Source organism: Acidovorax sp. GBBC 1281, assembly GCF_028473645.1.
Lineage (GTDB): Bacteria > Pseudomonadota > Gammaproteobacteria > Burkholderiales > Burkholderiaceae_C > Paracidovorax.
In genome coordinates this window covers 5,065,846-5,082,313 of the sequence record NZ_CP097269.1, presented here as the reverse complement: position 1 = coordinate 5,082,313, position 16,468 = coordinate 5,065,846, and the positions used below count along the sequence as shown (strand labels likewise).

Annotated in this window: 15 protein-coding genes; 10 read left to right on the top strand and 5 right to left on the bottom strand. The window is 69.9% G+C overall.

Annotated elements, in window-relative coordinates; translation table 11 throughout:
- Positions 1–7: 7 nt before the first annotated feature.
- Positions 8–463, top strand: coding sequence for a DUF2214 family protein (locus tag M5C96_RS23830; protein WP_272565725.1), 456 nt, complete (start codon positions 8–10; stop codon positions 461–463).
- A 70-nt stretch (positions 464–533) separates the two neighbouring features.
- Here M5C96_RS23830 and M5C96_RS23825 read toward each other — a convergent pair whose 3' ends face one another.
- Positions 534–872: a PsiF family protein gene (locus tag M5C96_RS23825; RefSeq protein WP_272565724.1), complete on the bottom strand. Its 339-nt coding sequence runs from the start codon at positions 870–872 to the stop codon at positions 534–536.
- 117 nt (positions 873–989) lie between these two features.
- Between M5C96_RS23825 and argS the strand changes: the two genes are divergently transcribed.
- The 6 genes from argS (at position 990) to M5C96_RS23795 (ending at position 7,393) form a co-directional block, all read left to right on the top strand.
- Positions 990–2,798 (top strand): arginine--tRNA ligase, encoded by a 1,809-nt coding sequence (gene argS / locus M5C96_RS23820; RefSeq protein ID WP_272565723.1) that lies wholly within the window; start codon positions 990–992, stop codon positions 2,796–2,798.
- Between the two features lie 12 nt (positions 2,799–2,810).
- The gene (locus tag M5C96_RS23815; protein WP_272565722.1) at positions 2,811–3,458 is read left to right on the top strand and encodes an SPOR domain-containing protein; all 648 of its coding nucleotides are present in this window, start codon (positions 2,811–2,813) and stop codon (positions 3,456–3,458) included.
- A gap of 57 nt (positions 3,459–3,515) precedes the next feature.
- Positions 3,516–4,175, top strand: a complete 660-nt coding sequence (locus tag M5C96_RS23810; protein ID WP_272565721.1) for a thiol:disulfide interchange protein DsbA/DsbL — start codon at positions 3,516–3,518, stop codon at positions 4,173–4,175.
- Between the two features lie 104 nt (positions 4,176–4,279).
- A complete protein-coding gene (lptA, locus tag M5C96_RS23805) occupies positions 4,280–4,933 on the top strand; it encodes a lipopolysaccharide transport periplasmic protein LptA (RefSeq protein ID WP_272565719.1) in 654 nt (217 codons plus the stop codon).
- Positions 4,933–5,718, top strand: a complete 786-nt coding sequence (gene lptB, locus M5C96_RS23800; protein WP_272565717.1) for an LPS export ABC transporter ATP-binding protein — start codon at positions 4,933–4,935, stop codon at positions 5,716–5,718. Before lptA ends, lptB begins: the two co-directional genes overlap by 1 nt.
- Positions 5,719–5,806: 88 nt before the next feature.
- Entirely contained in the window at positions 5,807–7,393 is a 1,587-nt protein-coding gene (locus M5C96_RS23795; protein ID WP_272565716.1) for an RNA polymerase factor sigma-54, read from the top strand.
- 26 nt (positions 7,394–7,419) lie between these two features.
- Here M5C96_RS23795 and M5C96_RS23790 read toward each other — a convergent pair whose 3' ends face one another.
- Positions 7,420–7,965, bottom strand: a complete 546-nt coding sequence (locus tag M5C96_RS23790) for a TspO/MBR family protein (RefSeq protein WP_272565715.1) — start codon at positions 7,963–7,965, stop codon at positions 7,420–7,422.
- Positions 7,966–8,178: 213 nt separating this feature from the next.
- Positions 8,179–10,041 carry a methyl-accepting chemotaxis protein gene (locus M5C96_RS23785; protein ID WP_272565713.1) on the bottom strand — a complete coding sequence of 621 codons (1,863 nt, stop codon included), beginning with the start codon at positions 10,039–10,041 and terminating at the stop codon, positions 8,179–8,181.
- Positions 10,042–10,247: 206 nt separating this feature from the next.
- On the opposite strand from M5C96_RS23785, the gene M5C96_RS23780 reads away from it, so the two are divergent.
- Both M5C96_RS23780 and M5C96_RS23775 read left to right on the top strand, forming a co-directional pair.
- A complete protein-coding gene (locus tag M5C96_RS23780) occupies positions 10,248–11,519 on the top strand; it encodes a THUMP domain-containing class I SAM-dependent RNA methyltransferase (RefSeq protein WP_272565712.1) in 1,272 nt (423 codons plus the stop codon).
- Entirely contained in the window at positions 11,509–11,988 is a 480-nt protein-coding gene (locus M5C96_RS23775) for a putative toxin-antitoxin system toxin component, PIN family (protein ID WP_272565711.1), read from the top strand. Before M5C96_RS23780 ends, M5C96_RS23775 begins: the two co-directional genes overlap by 11 nt.
- 40 nt (positions 11,989–12,028) lie before the next feature.
- Here M5C96_RS23775 and M5C96_RS23770 read toward each other — a convergent pair whose 3' ends face one another.
- Positions 12,029–13,843 (bottom strand): ABC transporter ATP-binding protein/permease, encoded by a 1,815-nt coding sequence (locus M5C96_RS23770; RefSeq protein WP_442867408.1) that lies wholly within the window; start codon positions 13,841–13,843, stop codon positions 12,029–12,031.
- A 319-nt stretch (positions 13,844–14,162) separates the two neighbouring features.
- Here M5C96_RS23770 and M5C96_RS23765 point away from each other — a divergent pair, with 319 nt between their 5' ends.
- Positions 14,163–15,464: a UDP-N-acetylglucosamine 1-carboxyvinyltransferase gene (locus tag M5C96_RS23765; protein WP_272565708.1), complete on the top strand. Its 1,302-nt coding sequence runs from the start codon at positions 14,163–14,165 to the stop codon at positions 15,462–15,464.
- A 37-nt stretch (positions 15,465–15,501) separates the two neighbouring features.
- On the opposite strand, the gene M5C96_RS23760 is transcribed toward M5C96_RS23765, so the two are convergent.
- Positions 15,502–16,332 (bottom strand): hypothetical protein, encoded by an 831-nt coding sequence (locus tag M5C96_RS23760; protein ID WP_272565707.1) that lies wholly within the window; start codon positions 16,330–16,332, stop codon positions 15,502–15,504.
- Positions 16,333–16,468 lie beyond the last annotated feature (136 nt).

Below are 16,468 nucleotides of genomic sequence, written 5' to 3'. Positions count from 1 at the left end.
ACGCCACATGACCACCGAAGCCCTTTTGGCCTATGCCCATTTCCTGGCCATTCTCACCATGGTCACCTTCCTGGCCAGCGAAGCCGCGCTGTGCCGCCCGGCCTGGCTGAACGCGGCCGCGGTGGAGCGGCTGGCGCAGCTGGACCGGTTCTATGGCATCGCGGCCCTGGCCGTGCTGGCCACGGGGCTGGCCCGCGTCGGCTGGGGCATCAAGGGCGTGCAGTGGTATGGAATGCAGCCGCTGCTGCATGTGAAGGTGGGGCTGTTCGTGGTGGTCGGGCTGATCTCCATCGCGCCCACCCTGCGGTTCCTGCGCTGGCGCAAGGCCCTGCGCGCCACGGGGGCGCTGCCGGACGAGGCGGCGATCCGCAGCACCCGGCGCCTGGTCATGATCGAGGCGCACCTGCTGGTGCTGATCCCGCTGGCGGCCACGTTCCTCGCGCGGGGCGTCGGCATCCGCTGAACGCCCCGCGCCCAGCAAAAAAGCCCCGCAACGCGGGGCTTTTGGACGATAGGGCGGGCCGGCGGCCGGATCAGGCGGCGGGCTTGTTGCTCAGGCACTGCTTCATGAAGGCCTTGCGCTCGTCGCCCTTGAGCGCCTTGGTCTTGGCGTCGGCGTTGCAGGTGGTCATCTTGCCCTGCTGGGCGGCCTGCTTGTCGGCGCTGAGGCAGTCCTTCATGAAGGCCTTGCGTTCGTCGCCCTTGAGTGCCTTGGTCTTGGCATCGGCGTTGCAGGTGGTCATCTTGCTCTGTTGAGCAGTGGGGGCCTTGGCCGGCGCGGAGGCGGCGGCTGCGGGGGCATCGGCGGCATGCGCCGTGGCGAAGGAGAGGGCGAGGCCGGCGGCGGCCACCACGGAGAGCAGATTCTTCATGTCGTGTTCCTGCAAAAAGTGGATAGGAAGCCCCCCGTCGACGCGCACCCCGCGAGGCTGTTCAGCATAACGTCATGGCCGAAAGTTTGGATGACGGGCGGCCCGTAGAATCGCCGCATGCTCTCCGTCAAACAGGAATTGCTCGCGGCGCTCGCCGGCGAGCTGGAAAAATTGTCGCCCGGCGCTGCCGGGCGTGCTGCTTTTGAATCCCCCAAGGTGGCCGCGCATGGCGATTTCGCCTGCACCGCCGCCATGCAGCTGGCCAAGGCCGCCAGGCAGAACCCCCGCCAGCTGGCCGAAACGCTGCGCGAGGCCCTGCTGGCCACGCCGGCCTTCGGCCGCTGGGTCGACGCGCTGGAGATCGCCGGCCCCGGCTTCATCAACATCCGCCTGAAGCCCGCCGCCAAGCAGGAAGTGGTGCGCGAAGTGCTGGCCGCCGGCGAGCGCTTCGGCCAGCAGCCGGACAACGGCCGGAAGGTGCTGGTCGAGTTCGTCTCGGCCAACCCCACGGGCCCGCTGCACGTGGGCCACGGCCGCCAGGCGGCCCTGGGCGATGCGATCTGCAACCTCTTCGCCACGCAGGGCTGGAAGGTGCACCGCGAGTACTACTACAACGATGCGGGCGTGCAGATCCACACGCTCACGCACAGCACGCAGCTGCGCGCCAAGGGCTTCAAGCCCGGCGGCGACTGCTGGCCCACCGACCCCGAGAATCCCGCCAGCAAGGGGTTCTACAACGGCGACTACATCCAGGACATCGCCAACGACTTCCTCGCGAAGAAGACGGTGCAGGCCACCGACCGCGCCTTCACGGCCAGCGGCGACGTGGAGGATGTGGAGTCCATCCGCAACTTCGCGGTGGCCTACCTGCGCCACGAGCAGGACAAGGACCTGCAGGCCTTCAACCTGAAGTTCGACGAGTACTACCTGGAGTCGAGCCTGTACACCAGCGGCCGCGTCGAGGCCACGGTGAACCGGCTGGTCGCCAACGGCAAGACCTACGAGCAGGACGGCGCGCTGTGGCTCCAATCCACCGACTACGGTGACGACAAGGACCGCGTGATGCGTAAGCAGGACGGCTCGTACACGTACTTCGTGCCCGACGTGGCCTACCACATCTCCAAATGGGAGCGCGGCTACGCCAAGGTCGTCAACATCCAGGGCACGGACCACCACGGCACCATCGCCCGCGTGCGCGCCGGCCTTCAGGCCGCCGACGTGGGCATTCCGCAGGGCTACCCCGACTACGTGCTGCACACCATGGTGCGCGTGGTCAAGGGCGGCGAAGAGGTCAAGATCAGCAAGCGCGCCGGCAGCTACGTGACGCTGCGCGACCTGATCGAGTGGACCAGCAAGGATGCCGTGCGCTTCTTCCTGCTGAGCCGTAAGCCCGACACCGAATACACCTTCGACGTCGATCTGGCCGTGGCTCAGAACAACGACAACCCGGTGTACTACGTGCAGTACGCATATGCACGTATTCGCTCCGTGCTCGCCGCTTGGCACGCGCAACGCCGGGGTGATGACCCAAATATCTCGGATGAAAAACTCGAAAGCTTGGCGCCAGCAGAACTAGAAAGTTTGGGTGAACTTGCTCGATCAGATCAAAACTTTGCGTTCATATTGAATGAACTTAAAGACGTGGACCTGTCCGCGCTCGAAGGCCCGCAGGCCCAGGCGCTGATGCTGCAATTGGCCAAATACCCCGAAATGCTCACCGCCGCGACCGAAGGCGAGGCGCCGCACGACGTCACCTTCTACCTGCGCGACCTGGCCGCGAGCTACCACAGCTACTACGACGCCGAGCGCATCCTGGTGGACGATGAAGCCGTCAAGCGCGCGCGCCTGGCGCTCGTCGCCGCCACCGCACAGGTATTGCACAATGGCCTGGCCGTGCTGGGCGTATCGGCGCCAGCCAGAATGTGAGTGTTTACGGATATGACAAAACAGCAACGTGGGGGCACCGCCATCGGCTTCATCCTCGGGGTGGTCGTGGGCCTGGGGGCGGCGCTGGGCGTGGCCGTGTATGTGACCAAGGTGCCGGTGCCCTTCCTCAACAAGGGCGGTGCGCGCAGTGCCGACCAAGACGCCGCCGAATCCCAGAAGAACAAGAACTGGGACCCGAATTCGCCCTTGTACGGCAAGAACCCGGCCCGGCCGCCCGTGCCCGCCAGTTCGACGCCCGCCGTGGCCGGCGTCGCCCCAGCGCCCGCGAGCACCGCTTCGGTGCCGGCCGCCGTGGCCGCCGCTTCGGCGCCCCGGGGTGCCGCCAGCAAGCCGGCCGCCTCGTCCGATCCGCTGGGCGACCTGGCCAAGGCCCGGGCCGCCAGCGCGCCCGGCGGTGCTGAGCCGTTCGACTACTTCGTGCAGGCCGGTGCCTTCCGCACCCAGGGTGATGCGGATGCGCAGCGCGCCAAACTGGCCATGCTGGGCTGGGAGGCCCGGGTGAGCGAGCGCGAGCAGAGCGGCCGCACCGTCTTTCGCGTGCGCGTCGGTCCCTTCACCAAGCGCGACGACGCCGAAATGCTCAAGGACAAGCTCGATGGCGCGGGCGTCGAATCCGCGCTGGTGCGCGTGCAGCGCTGAACTTTTCCCGCAGGCTGCCGCTCACAACCCTCTGACCGAACAAGGAGTGTCTTTTTCATGAAACGCCGCGAGTTTTCCCTGTCCACCGCCACGGCCGTGGCCGCTTCCGCCCTGACGCTGCCCCTGGCGACGCCCGCCATGGCCCAGGCCCGCCAATTCAAGGAAGGCAAGGACTACGTCAAGCTCGCCAAGCCCGTGGCCAGCGACGTGCCCGCCGGCAAGGTCGAGGTCATCGAGTTCTTCTGGTACAGCTGCCCCCACTGCAACGCCTTCGAGCCCACGCTGGAAGCCTGGATCAAGGCGGCGCCCAAGGACATGGTGATCCGCCGCATGCCCGTGGCGTTCAACTCCAGCTTCGCACCGCAGCAAAAGCTGTACTTCGCCCTGGAAAGCATGGGCAAGGTCGGCGATCTGCACGCCAAGGTGTTTCGCGCCGTTCACGTGGAAAAGCAGGCCCTCAACAAGGACGACCTGATCTTCGAATGGATCGGCAAGCAGGGCGTTGACGTGGCCAAGTTCAAGGAGGCGTACAACTCCTTTTCCGTGTCCAACCAGCTGCGCAAGGCCGCCCAGCTGCAGGAAGCCTACGGCGTGGAAGGCGTGCCCTCGATGGGCGTGGCCGGCCGTTACTACACCGATGGCACCATGGCCGGCAACATGCAGGGCGTCCTGCAAGTGGTGGAGTACCTTGCTTCCACCGCCGCCAAGGGCGGTTGAGTCCCCCGCTCCCATGCGATGCGAGCCCGCGTTTGCGGGCTTTTTCTTTGCTGCTCCCGGATCGCGCCAAGGGGTGGCTACAATCTTTGCAAGATTCGTGCCCTATGAGAAAACGCCTCCTACCGATCCTCCTGCTTGCCGCCCTGGCTTTCGCCATGGGGGGCGCCCGCGCCGAAAAGGCCGACCGCAACAAGCCCATGAACATCGAGGCCGACGCACTGCGCCACGATGAGCTCAAGCAAACCAGCGTCTTCACCGGCCGCGTGGTGGTCACCAAGGGCACCATCCTGCTGCGCGGCGCGCGGCTGGACGTCCGGCAGGACCCCGATGGCTTCCAGTACGGCACCATGACGGCCGAGGCCGGCAAGCGGGCCTTCTTCCGGCAAAAGCGCGACACGGCGCCCGGCATGCCCGACGAGTTCGTCGAGGGCGAGGGCGAGGTCATCGAGTACGACGGCCGGGCCGATCTGGTGCGGCTCATCCGCCGCTCGGAACTGCGCCGCTACCGCGAATCCACCCTCACCGACGAGATGGCCGGTGCCCTCATCGTCTACAACAACCTGACCGACGTGTTCACCGTCGATGGCCAGAAGGCCGCTCCCGCCGGCAGCAACACCGCGGCCACGCCCGGAGGCCGCGTGCGCGCGGTGCTCTCGCCCAAGGAGACTCCGGCCAAGGCCGGGGCGCCCGCTGCGGCCCCCACCTCGCCGGCCCCCGCGCTGCGGCCCAGCGGCGAACTGGGCGGCGGCGCGAAGTGATGGCGGCGGCACACCCTTCCGACGCCTCGGCGGCCGGCAACAACACGAGCCGGCTGGAGGTCGAGCACCTGGAGAAGTCCTACGGCAGCCGCAAGGTGGTCAAGGACGTGTCGATGGTCGTGCAAAAGGGCGAGGTCGTCGGCCTGCTCGGCCCCAATGGCGCGGGCAAGACCACCTCGTTCTACATGATCGTGGGGCTGGTGCGCAGCGACGGCGGCGACATCCGCATCGACGGCCACTCGGTGGCCGACATGCCCATCCACCGCCGCTCGCGGCTGGGCCTGTCCTACCTGCCGCAGGAGGCGTCGATCTTCCGCAAGCTGACGGTCGAGGAGAACGTTCGCGCCGTGCTGGAGCTGCAGCGCGACGAGAACGACAAGGCCCCGAGCCGCGACGAGATCGAGTCGCGCCTCACCGCCCTGCTGCAGGAACTGCGCGTGGAGCACCTTCGGGCCTCCCCGGCCCTGGCGCTCTCGGGCGGCGAGCGCCGCCGCGTGGAGATCGCGCGGGCCCTGGCCACGCAGCCGCGCTTCATCCTGCTCGACGAGCCGTTCGCGGGCATCGACCCCATCGCCGTGATCGAGATCCAGCGCATCATCGGGTTCCTCAAGGCGCGGGGCATTGGCGTGCTCATCACCGACCACAACGTGCGCGAGACCCTGGGCATCTGCGACCACGCGTTCATCATCAGCGATGGGCGCGTGCTGGCGCGGGGCACGCCCTCCGAGATCGTGGACAACGCCGAGGTGCGGCGCGTGTACCTCGGCGAGCATTTCAGGATGTGAGCATGGCGTCCACGCTGGTCATCGTGTTGACTGCGCTGCTCCCCACGGGGGCTCTCGCGCCTCGGGGCGGCCCGGCGGCACCGGTGTGATGAAGCCGGGGCTGTCGCTGCGCGTCTCGCAGCATCTGGCACTCACGCCGCAGTTGCAGCAGTCCATCCGGCTGCTGCAGTTGTCCACCCTGGAACTGTCGCAAGAGGTCGAGCAGATGCTCGACGAAAACCCCTTCCTTGAACGCACCGCCGAAGAGGCCGCGCGCGAAGAATTCGGCCTCCCGCAGGCCGATGCGCCCGTGAGCGAGGACGATCGCCACACCGAAGAGGCCATCTATTCCGGCGCGCCCGGCGAGTCCAGCGCGGCGGTGGAGTCCTCTTCGGAGGGCGATGCCGCGAGCGCCGCCGAGGCGCCGGGCAGCGCCGACGCCCCCGACTGGGAAGGCGACGGCACCGTCGAGATGGCGCCGGACGACGGCGAATGGGGCGGCGACGCCCCGGCGCGCACGCGCACGGCCGGCGAGGGCGACGAAGCCGACGCCACCGAACTGGCCCGCAGCCACGAGTCGCTCACCGCCTACCTGCACCGGCAGGCGTTGGGCCTGCGCCTGTCCGAGGTCGACACCGCCGCTTTGCGTTTTCTCATCGAGTCGCTCAACGACGATGGCTACCTGGACGAGCCGCTGCCGTCGCTCGCCGTGAGCCTGGCGGGCGAGGACGACACCGAGCAGGTCGAGGAGCTGGTGCACCGCTTCACCGTGGCGCTGGGCCTGCTGCAGAGCCTGGACCCGGTGGGCGTGGGCGCGCGCGGACTGGCCGAGTGCCTGACCCTGCAGCTCAAGGCGCTGCGCGAGGACGGCGAGGGCGACCCCGACGTGGTGCAGACCGCGCTGCGCATCTGCCAGCAGCCGCTGGAGATGCTCGCGCGGCGCGACGTGCGCCGCCTGGCGCAGGCCTGCGGTGGCGGCGAGGAGCGCACGCGCGCGGCCATGGCGCTGATCGCCCGCCTGGAGCCCCGGCCCGGCCGCGCCTTCGCCGAGGTGGAGCGCAACATCATCGTGCCCGACGTCATCGTGAAGAAGACCGGGCGCGGCACGCAGCAGAACTTCAGCGTGCAGCTCAACCCCGATGTGATGCCGCGCCTGCGCGTGCACGACATCTACGCCGGCGCGCTGCGCGGCAACCGTGGCGGCGAGGGCCACCAGGGCCTGCAGCAGCGGCTGCAGGAGGCGCGCTGGTTCATCAAGAACATCCAGCAGCGCTTCGACACCATCCTGCGCGTGTCGCGCGCCATCGTGGACCGGCAGAAGAACTTCTTCGTGCACGGCGAGCTGGCCATGCGGCCGCTGGTGCTGCGCGACATCGCCGATGAGCTGGGCCTGCACGAGTCCACCATCAGCCGCGTGACCACGGCCAAGTACATGGCCACGCCGCAGGGCACGTACGAGCTCAAGTATTTCTTCGGCTCGGGCCTGGGCACCGAGACCGGGGGCAACGCCTCCAGCACGGCGGTGCGGGCGCTCATCAAGCAGTTCGTCTCGGCCGAGAGCCCGGCCAAGCCGCTGTCGGACAGCCAGATCGCCGAGATGCTGAAGGAGCAGGGCATCGAGTGCGCGCGCCGCACCGTGGCCAAGTACCGCGAGGCGCTCAAGATCGCGCCGGCCAACCTGCGCAAGGCGCTGTAGCCCGCGCCGCGAAAGACGCCGGCCCCTCAGCCCAGCAGCTGCGGATTCAGCCGCCAGACCGTGAAGTTCAGCGCGGCGGCGAAGGTGATCCAGGCCAGGTAGGGCGCCAGCAGCGCCCCGGCCAGCGGCCGCAGCCGCCAGAACGCCACCAGGGTGGCGGCCACGCAGCACCACAGCAGGCCGATGTCGGCCAGCGCCCAGGCGCCCTGGTGCCATTGGAAGAACAGCCAGCTCCACAGCGCATTGAGCGCCAGCTGCACGGCGAACAGCCACAGCGCGCGCCGGCGCAGGGCCCCTGCGGGCTCGCGCCACACCAGCCAGGCGGCGATGCCCATCATGGCGTACAGCGCGCTCCACACCGGCCCGAACAGCCAGGTGGGCGGTGCCCAGGCCGGCTGGGTGAGCAGGGCGTAGAACTGCGGCGCCTGGACCGATGCGATGCTGCCGACCGCAGCAGCCACGAAGGCGATCGCGAGCCAGCCGGCCAGGGCGAGCCAGGTGCGTGGCGTGAGGGGGGCTCGGCCGGGGCGGGCTGGCGCCGAAGGGGTGCGCGAGGGCAGGGTGGGGGTCATCGCGCCATCATGGCCGCCAGGGGGCCTTGGCGCCGTCAGCGAAGGCCGGAAAAAAGGCGCGCGCGGGCTTGAATGCCACCCGGCGCCCCTGTGCTTTATCGCTGATTGGGGCTGCCACGCCCCAGGCTTGAGCCCGATCGCCATGCGGTCGGGTGATTTGCTATCAAATATATAGCTATGTGCCCTAGTGTTTATTGTGCTGAAGGCCGTTTTTTATCGCATGGTCAGGGCGCGGTTCGTTCCGGCCGCCGGACCGCCCCGAGACGGCGCTGCGGCCCCGTGGGCGTCGAGCTTGAAGCCGGCGACCGCATCGGCCAGCTGCGCCGCCTGCTGCTGCAGCGACTGCGCGGCGGCGGTGGCCTCTTCCACCAGCGCGGCGTTCTGCTGGGTGGACTGGTCCATCTGGCTCACGGCGCTGCCGATCTCGGCGATGCCGGTGCTCTGCTCCTGGCTGGCGTTGCTGATCTCGGCCACGATGGCCGTCACGCGGCGCACGCTGTCCACCACCTTGTCCATGGTGGCCCCGGCGTCCTGCACCAGCTTGCTGCCGGCGTCCACCTGCGTGACCGAATCGTCGATCAGCGCCTTGATCTCCTTGGCGGCGGTCGCGCTGCGCTGGGCCAGCGTGCGCACCTCGCTGGCCACCACGGCGAAGCCCCGGCCTTGCTCGCCGGCGCGGGCGGCTTCCACCGCCGCGTTCAGCGCCAGGATGTTGGTCTGGAAGGCGATGCCGTCGATCACGCCGATGATGTCCACGATCTTGCGGGCCGAGGCATCGATGCCGCCCATGGTCTTCACGACCTGGCCCACCACGGTGCCGCCGTGCGTGGCGATCTCCGAGGCGCCCGTGGCCAGCGTGTTGGCCTGGCGCGCGTTCTCGGCGTTCTGCTGCACGGTGGCGGTGAGCTGCTCCATGGCGGCCGCCGTCTCCTCCAGCGAGCTGGCCTGCTGCTCGGTGCGCGAGGACAGGTCCTGGTTGCCGCTGGCGATCTCGCTGGTGGCCAGGCGCACGGATTCGGACGAGGCGCGGATCTGCACCAGCACCGCCGCGATCTTGTCCACGAAGTGGTTGAAGGCGCTGGCGATCTGGGTGAGTTCGTCGCTGCCGTGGGTGGACAGGCGGCGCGTCAGGTCGCCGTCGCCCGAGGCGATGTCTTCCAGCGCATCGCGCACCACGCCCAGGCGGCGCAGCTGGTGGCTCACGGCCACGGTGACCAGTGCGACGGCGGCCACCACGCTCAGCAGGGTGATGACGATGGCCACCTGCAGCAGTGCGCGCACCGATTGCGTGGCCTCGGAGCGGTCGATGGCGATGGCAAGCGTCCAGGGCGTGCCCTCCACCTTGGCGGCGTAGAGCATCTGGTCGGCGCCGTCCACCTGGACGTCCGCGCGGCTGCCGTCTTCGGCCAGGCGCTTGAGGAGGCTGGCGTCCAGCGTGCCCGCGATGGCCGAGACGGGCTTGAGCGCCAGTTCCGGCTTGGCGTAGGCGAGGATCTTGCCTTCGCCATCCAGCAGCACCGCAAAGCTCTTGGGGATGGGATGGATCGCGCTGACCTTGCGGGTCACGGAGTCCAGGAACATGTCGCTGCCCACCACCGCGGTGATCTGGCCGGCCGGGCCGACCGGCTCCGCGAAGCTGATCGTGAGCTTGCCGGTGGTGGCATCCACGTAGGCGGGGGTGACCACCGGGCCACCGGCCTGCGCGGCCTGCCGATACCAGGGGCGCGAGGTGCCGTCATACCCGGGGGCCATTTTCGACAGCGAAACGTGCCGCTTGTCCGCATAGGTGAAGTACACCGCGTCGAAAGCCCCCGCCTGCTGGGTCGCCTGCAGGAAGGGAATCGGCTCCGCCTGGCCCACCGCGACTTTCAGGGAGCCGGTGACGCGCTGCTTGTCCTTGACCCATTCGGCCACCTCGCTGGCGTGGTTGCGGGTCAGTTGGCCGATCCGGGCATCCAGGTCCGCCAGCGTGTCCTTGCGCACCACGAAGAAAGTGACCAGCGCCAGGGCCAGCAGCGACAGCACGGTGATGGCGACGCAGATGCCGATGAGGCGTGCACGCAGGCTTTTGAACATGAAGTACCTTTGCAAATGGATACACACAAGGGTTCATTCTGACCATCGGTTGACTCAGAACAAACGCCAAGTCAGGAGTTCTGTTAGGTGGAAACCCGGATTCCCCGGATGGCCTGGTCTTCGGCACACCGGCCGCCCCCCAGGCCGGTGTCGGCGGCCCCTCGGCGCCGCAACGGTGCTGCCAGCGCGTATCCTCGGGGCCGTCTATGAACCAACTGCAACTTTTCCTGCCCTGCGCCGCTGGCGTCGAGGGCTTTCTGGCCGACGAGGTGCACGGCATCACCGGCCTGACCGGCCAGGACCTGCTCACCGGCCGGGGCGGCGTGCTGCTGCGGGCCTCCTGGCGCGACGCGCTGATGCTCAACCTGCACAGCCGGCTCGCGCAGCGCGTGCTGGTGCAACTCGGCCACCGGCCGTACCGCTCCGAGAACGACCTGTACGCCGCCGCGAGCGAGGTCGCCTGGGAGATCTGGTTCACCCCGCGCCAGAGCTTCAAGATCGACGTCACCGCCCAGCACAGCCCGCTCACCAGCTTGAACTTCGCCGCTTTGCGCGTGAAGGACGCGGTGGCCGACCGCTTCCGCGCCAAGACCGGCGTGCGCCCGGACGTGGACACCCAGTGGCCCGACGTGCGCATCCACCTGCACCTGACCACCGACGAGGCCACGGTGTACATCGACACCTCGGGCGAGCCGCTGTTCAAGCGCGGCTGGCGCGAGGACAAGGGCGACGCCCCGCTCAAGGAAACCCTGGCCGCCGCCATGATCGCGGCCACCGGCTGGGACCCGCAGGGCGACGTGCCGTTGTACGACCCCTGCTGCGGCAGCGGCACCGTGCTGATCGAGGCGGCGCAGATGGCCTGCCACATCCCCGCCGGCATGCAGCGGCGGTTCGCCTTCGAGAAGCTGCTGCCGTTCCAGGCCCATGTCTGGTCTGCTATCAAAAATGAAGCAGAACAGGCCATCAAACCGCCGGCAGTGGGCATCTTCGGCTCGGACGTTTCGCACCGCATGGTGGACTTCGCCCAGCGCAACGCCGAGCGCGCGGGCGTGGCCCAGGCCATCGAGCTGCGCGGCGGCGACGCGCTGCAGCGCATGCCGCCCACCGCCCAGCCCGGCGTGATGCTGCTGAACCCGCCCTATGGCGAGCGCATTGCCGCCGCGGGCACGGCCGGGCGCAGCGCGTCCGAGCGCGCCGGCCACGTGGAGCGCGCGGGCCGCGAGACGGCGCAGACCGAGGACGGCGGCGAGTTCTTCAGCCAGCTCGCCACGCACTGGAAGAAGCACTTCTCCGGCTGGCAGGGCTGGATGCTCACGCCCGACCTCAAGCTGCCCGGCAAGATGCGCCTGAAGGAGTCGCGCCGCGTGCCCATGTGGAACGGCCCCATCGAGTGCCGCCTGTTCCGCTTCGACATGGTGCGCGGCTCGGCGCGCGAGCGTCCCCCCCGGCCCGTGGAAAGCCCGCCCGATGCGGGTTGAGCTGCGCCTGCCGGCGCAGGCCGCGGGCGCAGACGCACCGCGTGCCGTGGTGGTGGACACCAACATCGTGCTGGACCTGCTGGTGTTCGCCGATCCCGCCGTGGCGCCGTTGCGCGAGCTGCTCGCCCAGGGGCGGCTGCAGTGGGTGGCCACGCAGGCCATGCGCGACGAACTGGAGCGCGTGCTGGCCTACCCGCAGATCGTGCCGCGCCTGGCGTTCTACGGCCTGGATGCCGCGGCCGTGCTGGCTGCCTTCGACGCCCGGGTGCGTGTGGTGCCCGAGGCGGCGCGCGTGCCCTCGGTGTGCAAGGATGCGGACGACCAGAAGTTCATCGACCTGGCCGTGGCGCACCGCGCCATCCTGCTGTCCAAGGACAAGGCCGTGGTCTGCATGCGCAAGCGCCTGCTGGCGCAGGACGCGCACGTGGCGACCGTGCTGGTGCTGGAACCCGCGGCGTGCGCCGCTTGAGCCTGCTCACGCCACCCGCCGCGCGCGGCGCCTCATCCCCTCACGCCTCGAACTGAAAGCCCTCGGCCGGGTGCAGGGCCCAGCGGCCCTCGCCCAGCAACTGCAGCACGTGTGTGTGGTGCGCCAGCACCGCCGGCCGATGGGCGATGCTGATGATGGAGGCGCCGCTGGCGCGCAGCCGCTCGTAAAGCGCTGCCTCGTTGGCGCCGTCCAGCGCGCTGGTGGCTTCGTCCAGGATCACGGTGCGCGGCTGGCGCACCAGCACGCGGGCGAAGGCCAGGCGCTGCTGTTCGCCGACCGACAGCTGCTTTTCCCAGTCGCGCGTGGCGTCGAGCCCGCCCACGCGTTCGGCCAGCTCGGGCAGGTGCACGTCGTTCAGGATCTGAAGCAACTGCGCGTCGTCCAGCGCGGTCGTGCGCGCCGGGTAGATCATCTGGCTGCGCAGCGTGCCGGGCTGCATGTAGGGGCGCTGGGGCAGGAAGAACACCTCGTCCAGCGGCGGGTGCTGCACCACGCCGTCGCCCGTGCGCCACAGCCCGGCGATGGCGCGCAGCAGCGAGCTCTTGCCGCAGCCGCTGGCCCCGGTGATGAGCAGCGCATCGCCCGGCTGCAGCTCCAGCGTGAGGTCCTTCACCAGCAGGCGGCCGAATTTCGGGGTGTAGAGCGTGAGCCCGTCGATGGCCAGGCGTTCGCCTTCCCTCGCCTGGATCTCGCGCGAGGTGTCCAGGGCCGCCGCCTTGGCGGTGGGCGCGGGGGGCGTTGCCTGGGCTGCCTGGGCGGCCGCCGGGGAACTGCGCTGGCGGCGCGACTCGCGCTTTTGCTGGCGGCGCAGCTTGCGTGCGGCGGACACGGCCTCGGGCGCCGCCGGCTCCTCGCGCCGGGCTGGCGCACCCAGCAGGGCCTGGGCCAGCGTGTCCAGGCGGCCGATGCCGGCCACGAAGCGGCTCAGGCTCTCGAAGTTGTCCACGATCAGCGAGACGGCGGCGAGCACCGCCGCGAACGCGCCGGCCGCCTGGATGGCGCGGCCCACCTCCATGTCGCCGGAGAGCACCGCATCGGCCAGGATGATGGCGGGAATCACCACCGTGAGCTGGCTGAACGCGCGCTGGAACAGGTTGAGCGAGCGCTGGCGCTTGATGAGCCGCGCGTAGTTGGTGAACACCGCCTGCAAGCTGTGGTCCAGCTGCGCGCGCTCCTGCGACTCGCCGCGGTAGAACGCGATCGACTCGGCGTTCTCGCGCAGCCGCATCAGCCCGAAGCGGAAGTCCGCCTCGCGCCGCAGCTGCCAGAAGTTCAGGCGGATGAGCGGCGCGCCGAACACCCACAGCGCCACCACCGTGCCCAGCAGGGCATACACCGCCAGAAAGGCCACGAGCACCTTGGAGATCGACCACAGCACGGTGCTGAAGGCCACCAGCTGCATGCCCGCGCCGACGAAGATCAGCAGGAAGTGCGTGGAGCGGCCGGTGAAGGTGTTGATGTCCTCGCTGATGCGCTGGTCGGGGTTGTCGATGCCGCCCTGCGTGTTCAGCTCGTAGTAGCGCCGGCCGCCCAGGTAGCCGTCCAGAAAGCGGTGCGTGAGCCAGCGCCGCCAGTGGTTGGAGAACGCATCGCGCATGTAGTAGTAGAAGGCGTACACCGGCACGGCGAAGCCCAGCACCAGCAGGCAGGTGCGCACCGCGTCCCAGAAGCGGTCGCGGTCCTTGGCGGCCAGGGCCGAGGTCATCTCGCCGGTGCGGTCGATCAGCATCACGGCCAGCTGCGTCTCGCACAGCATCAGCAGCACCAGCAGGCCGAGCAGGGACCAGGCAGCGACCTTCTTGTCGCCGAGCCAGTACGGCTTGGCCACGCTCATGAACTGGCGCCAGGCGGCGGCGGAAAAAGTGGGGGCGCGCCGGGAAGCGGCGAGGGGGGCGGCAGGGGCGGGTGCCGCGGTGGCTGCCGCGGGGTGCGCAGCGGCAGAAGCAGAGGAAGACATGCAGGCGGTAGGAAAGGAACGGCGGGAGCGCTGCGGCGAAGATAGGCCGCGCGCAGGCCGGGCCCTGTCGGACGCGGCCCACGGCCGGCTACGGAATCGCACGCGACCCGGGGGGCCGCGGCCGGCCGGGCGCCAAACGGGGGAGGGGGTTACAGTGCCGGCTGTTTTCTTTTCGGGTTCCCCCCGCATCCCGCCCATGTCCAATCTCATCGTGCACGGAGGCACGCCGCTGCGTGGCCGCATCACGCCCTCCGCCAACAAGAACGCCGTGCTGCCCGTGCTGTGCGCCACGCTGCTGACCCAGGCGCCGCTCACCTTGCACGGCGTGCCCGACATCACCGACGTGCGCAAGATCCTGGACATCTTCCGCACCCTGGGCAGCGACGTGCGCATGGACCATGCCAGCGGCACGCTGCACCTGCACCACCAGCACACCGCGTTCGATGCCGCCGCCCACCGCCTGCCCGAGGAGATGCGCTCGTCCATCATGCTGGTGCCCCCGCTGCTCGCGCGTTTCGGCGTGGCGCGGCTCGAAGACAACGTGAAGGGCTGCACGCTGGGCGTGCGCGAGATCGATCCGCACGTGGAGGTGTTCCGCAGCTTCGGCGGCGAGGTGGAGCGCGCGCAGGGCTCGCTGCTGGTGCGCTGCGCCGGGCCTTTGAGCGCGACCCACCACTGGCTCGACTACGCCTCGGTCACCACGACCGAGAACTTCGTGCTGTGCGCGGCCTCGGCCCGGGGCGTCTCCACGCTGAACAACGCGGCATCGGAGCCGCACGTGCAGGAGTTCTGCCGCTTCATGGCCATGCTGGGCGTGCGCATCGACGGCATCGGCACCTCGCGCCTCACGGTGCACGGCGGCGCGGCGCTGGGGGGCGGCGAGTTCCGCTTCGACGAGGACTTCCACGAGATCACCACCTTCCTGGCGCTCGGGGCCATCACCGGCGGCGACGTGGTGGTGCGCAACAGCGCGCCGGAGAACTTCCCGCTGATCGACCGCACCTTCGCCAAGTTCGGCGTGCGCATCGAGCATGCGGACGGCTGGTCGCGCGCGCACCGCGACGGGCCGCTCACCGTGCAGACGCCCTTCACCAGCAACGTGCTGACCAAGGTGGAGGCCGCGCCCTGGCCCTACTTTCCCGTGGACCTGCTACCCATCTTCATCGCGCTGGGCATGCGGGCGCAGGGCAACGCCATGTTCTGGAACAAGGTGTACGACGGGGCGCTGGGCTGGACGGGCGAGCTGTCGAAGTTCGGCGCGCACGTGTTCTCGTCCGATCCGCACCGCATCGTGACCTTCGGCGGCAACGCGCTCACGCCCGCGGTGGTGGAGAGCCCCTACATCATCCGCGTGGCCATTGCCCTCTTCATGGTGGCCGCCAGCATCGACGGGCGCTCGGAGATCCGCCACGCCACGCCCATCCGGCGCGCGCACCCGCGCTTCGTGGAGAACCTGCGCAGCCTGGGCGTGCAGGTGGAGTGGACGAGCGAGGAGTGACCGCGCTCAGGCGCCATCTGCGCCGGGGTGGGGGCGGTCAGGGCGCCAGCAGGTCGTAGGCGGCGCGCACGCGCTGCAGGTCGCGGCCCAGGCGCCGGCTGGGCGGCAGGTGGCGCAGCCAGCGCAGGCGGCGCACCGTGGTGGCCAGCACCGCGCGCATGTCGGGGCCCTGGGCGCCCAGCCAGGCCGCCCACAGCGCGCGGGCCGCCTCCAGCGCGCCCGCCTGGCGCAGGTAGAGCGCGGTGGACTGGGCGTAGCACAGCGCATCGCGCGCGTGGCACACGGCCTGCGGCAGCGCGGTGGCGGGGTCGTCCTCGAAATCCACGTAGCCCACCACGCCGTCGGGGCAGCGCACCAGGTTGCGCGCGAACGCCTGGCTCAGGCAGGTGCCGCTGGCGTGCACCCGGGCGATGGCGTCCAGGCCCTGGCGCCACAGGGCCAGCACGGCCTCGGGGCCCTCGGCCACGGCGTGGTCGATCTCGTTGCCCAGGGAATGGGTTTCCTCGTCGGGGGCTCCCAAGTGCCGCATCAAAAAAGCGTCGTGCTGCACCGCCAGCACCTCGGGCGCGCGCAGGCCGCGCGCAGCGAAGTCCCGCAGGCGCCGCACCTCGATGGCGATGGCCGCGGGCCCGCCCGGCGTGGGTACCGGGCGCAGCACCGCCAGCCCCAGCAGGCGCGCCAGCACCGCCATGGCGCGGTAACGCCCGGCGCCGTGGCTGGCGCCCGCGCGCTTGAGCCACCACTGCTCGCCGGGCAGGCGGTAGCTCTGCACGTCGGGCGCCTGGGTGGCCGCATGCTCGCGCAGGAAGGCCGCGGGGTCGGTGGGGACGGCGGCGGCGGGCGCAGCAGGGTCGGCGTGGGTCGGCATGGGGCGGTGCGAAAGAGAGGAAACGGGCCGGGCCCGGGGTTGCGAACGGGGTGCGGACCGAGGCTGGCAGGGCCGGGCGGATAAAATCGCCGCCTGCGGCCCGGCCGTGGCCCTGGGCGGGGCGGTCTGCACCTGC

What these genes read in the sequence shown, in the direction of transcription:
- M5C96_RS23830 (WP_272565725.1), top strand. Translation starts at nt 8, where the DNA reads ATGACCACCGAAGCCCTTTTGGCCTATGCCCATTTCCTGGCCATTCTC.
- M5C96_RS23825 (WP_272565724.1), bottom strand. Translation starts at nt 872, where the DNA reads ATGAAGAATCTGCTCTCCGTGGTGGCCGCCGCCGGCCTCGCCCTCTCC.
- argS (WP_272565723.1), top strand. Translation starts at nt 990, where the DNA reads ATGCTCTCCGTCAAACAGGAATTGCTCGCGGCGCTCGCCGGCGAGCTG.
- M5C96_RS23815 (WP_272565722.1), top strand. Translation starts at nt 2,811, where the DNA reads ATGACAAAACAGCAACGTGGGGGCACCGCCATCGGCTTCATCCTCGGG.
- M5C96_RS23810 (WP_272565721.1), top strand. Translation starts at nt 3,516, where the DNA reads ATGAAACGCCGCGAGTTTTCCCTGTCCACCGCCACGGCCGTGGCCGCT.
- lptA (WP_272565719.1), top strand. Translation starts at nt 4,280, where the DNA reads ATGAGAAAACGCCTCCTACCGATCCTCCTGCTTGCCGCCCTGGCTTTC.
- lptB (WP_272565717.1), top strand. Translation starts at nt 4,933, where the DNA reads ATGGCGGCGGCACACCCTTCCGACGCCTCGGCGGCCGGCAACAACACG.
- M5C96_RS23795 (WP_272565716.1), top strand. Translation starts at nt 5,807, where the DNA reads ATGAAGCCGGGGCTGTCGCTGCGCGTCTCGCAGCATCTGGCACTCACG.
- M5C96_RS23790 (WP_272565715.1), bottom strand. Translation starts at nt 7,965, where the DNA reads ATGACCCCCACCCTGCCCTCGCGCACCCCTTCGGCGCCAGCCCGCCCC.
- M5C96_RS23785 (WP_272565713.1), bottom strand. Translation starts at nt 10,041, where the DNA reads ATGTTCAAAAGCCTGCGTGCACGCCTCATCGGCATCTGCGTCGCCATC.
- M5C96_RS23780 (WP_272565712.1), top strand. Translation starts at nt 10,248, where the DNA reads ATGAACCAACTGCAACTTTTCCTGCCCTGCGCCGCTGGCGTCGAGGGC.
- M5C96_RS23775 (WP_272565711.1), top strand. Translation starts at nt 11,509, where the DNA reads ATGCGGGTTGAGCTGCGCCTGCCGGCGCAGGCCGCGGGCGCAGACGCA.
- M5C96_RS23770 (WP_442867408.1), bottom strand. Translation starts at nt 13,843, where the DNA reads ATGAGCGTGGCCAAGCCGTACTGGCTCGGCGACAAGAAGGTCGCTGCC.
- M5C96_RS23765 (WP_272565708.1), top strand. Translation starts at nt 14,163, where the DNA reads ATGTCCAATCTCATCGTGCACGGAGGCACGCCGCTGCGTGGCCGCATC.
- M5C96_RS23760 (WP_272565707.1), bottom strand. Translation starts at nt 16,332, where the DNA reads ATGCCGACCCACGCCGACCCTGCTGCGCCCGCCGCCGCCGTCCCCACC.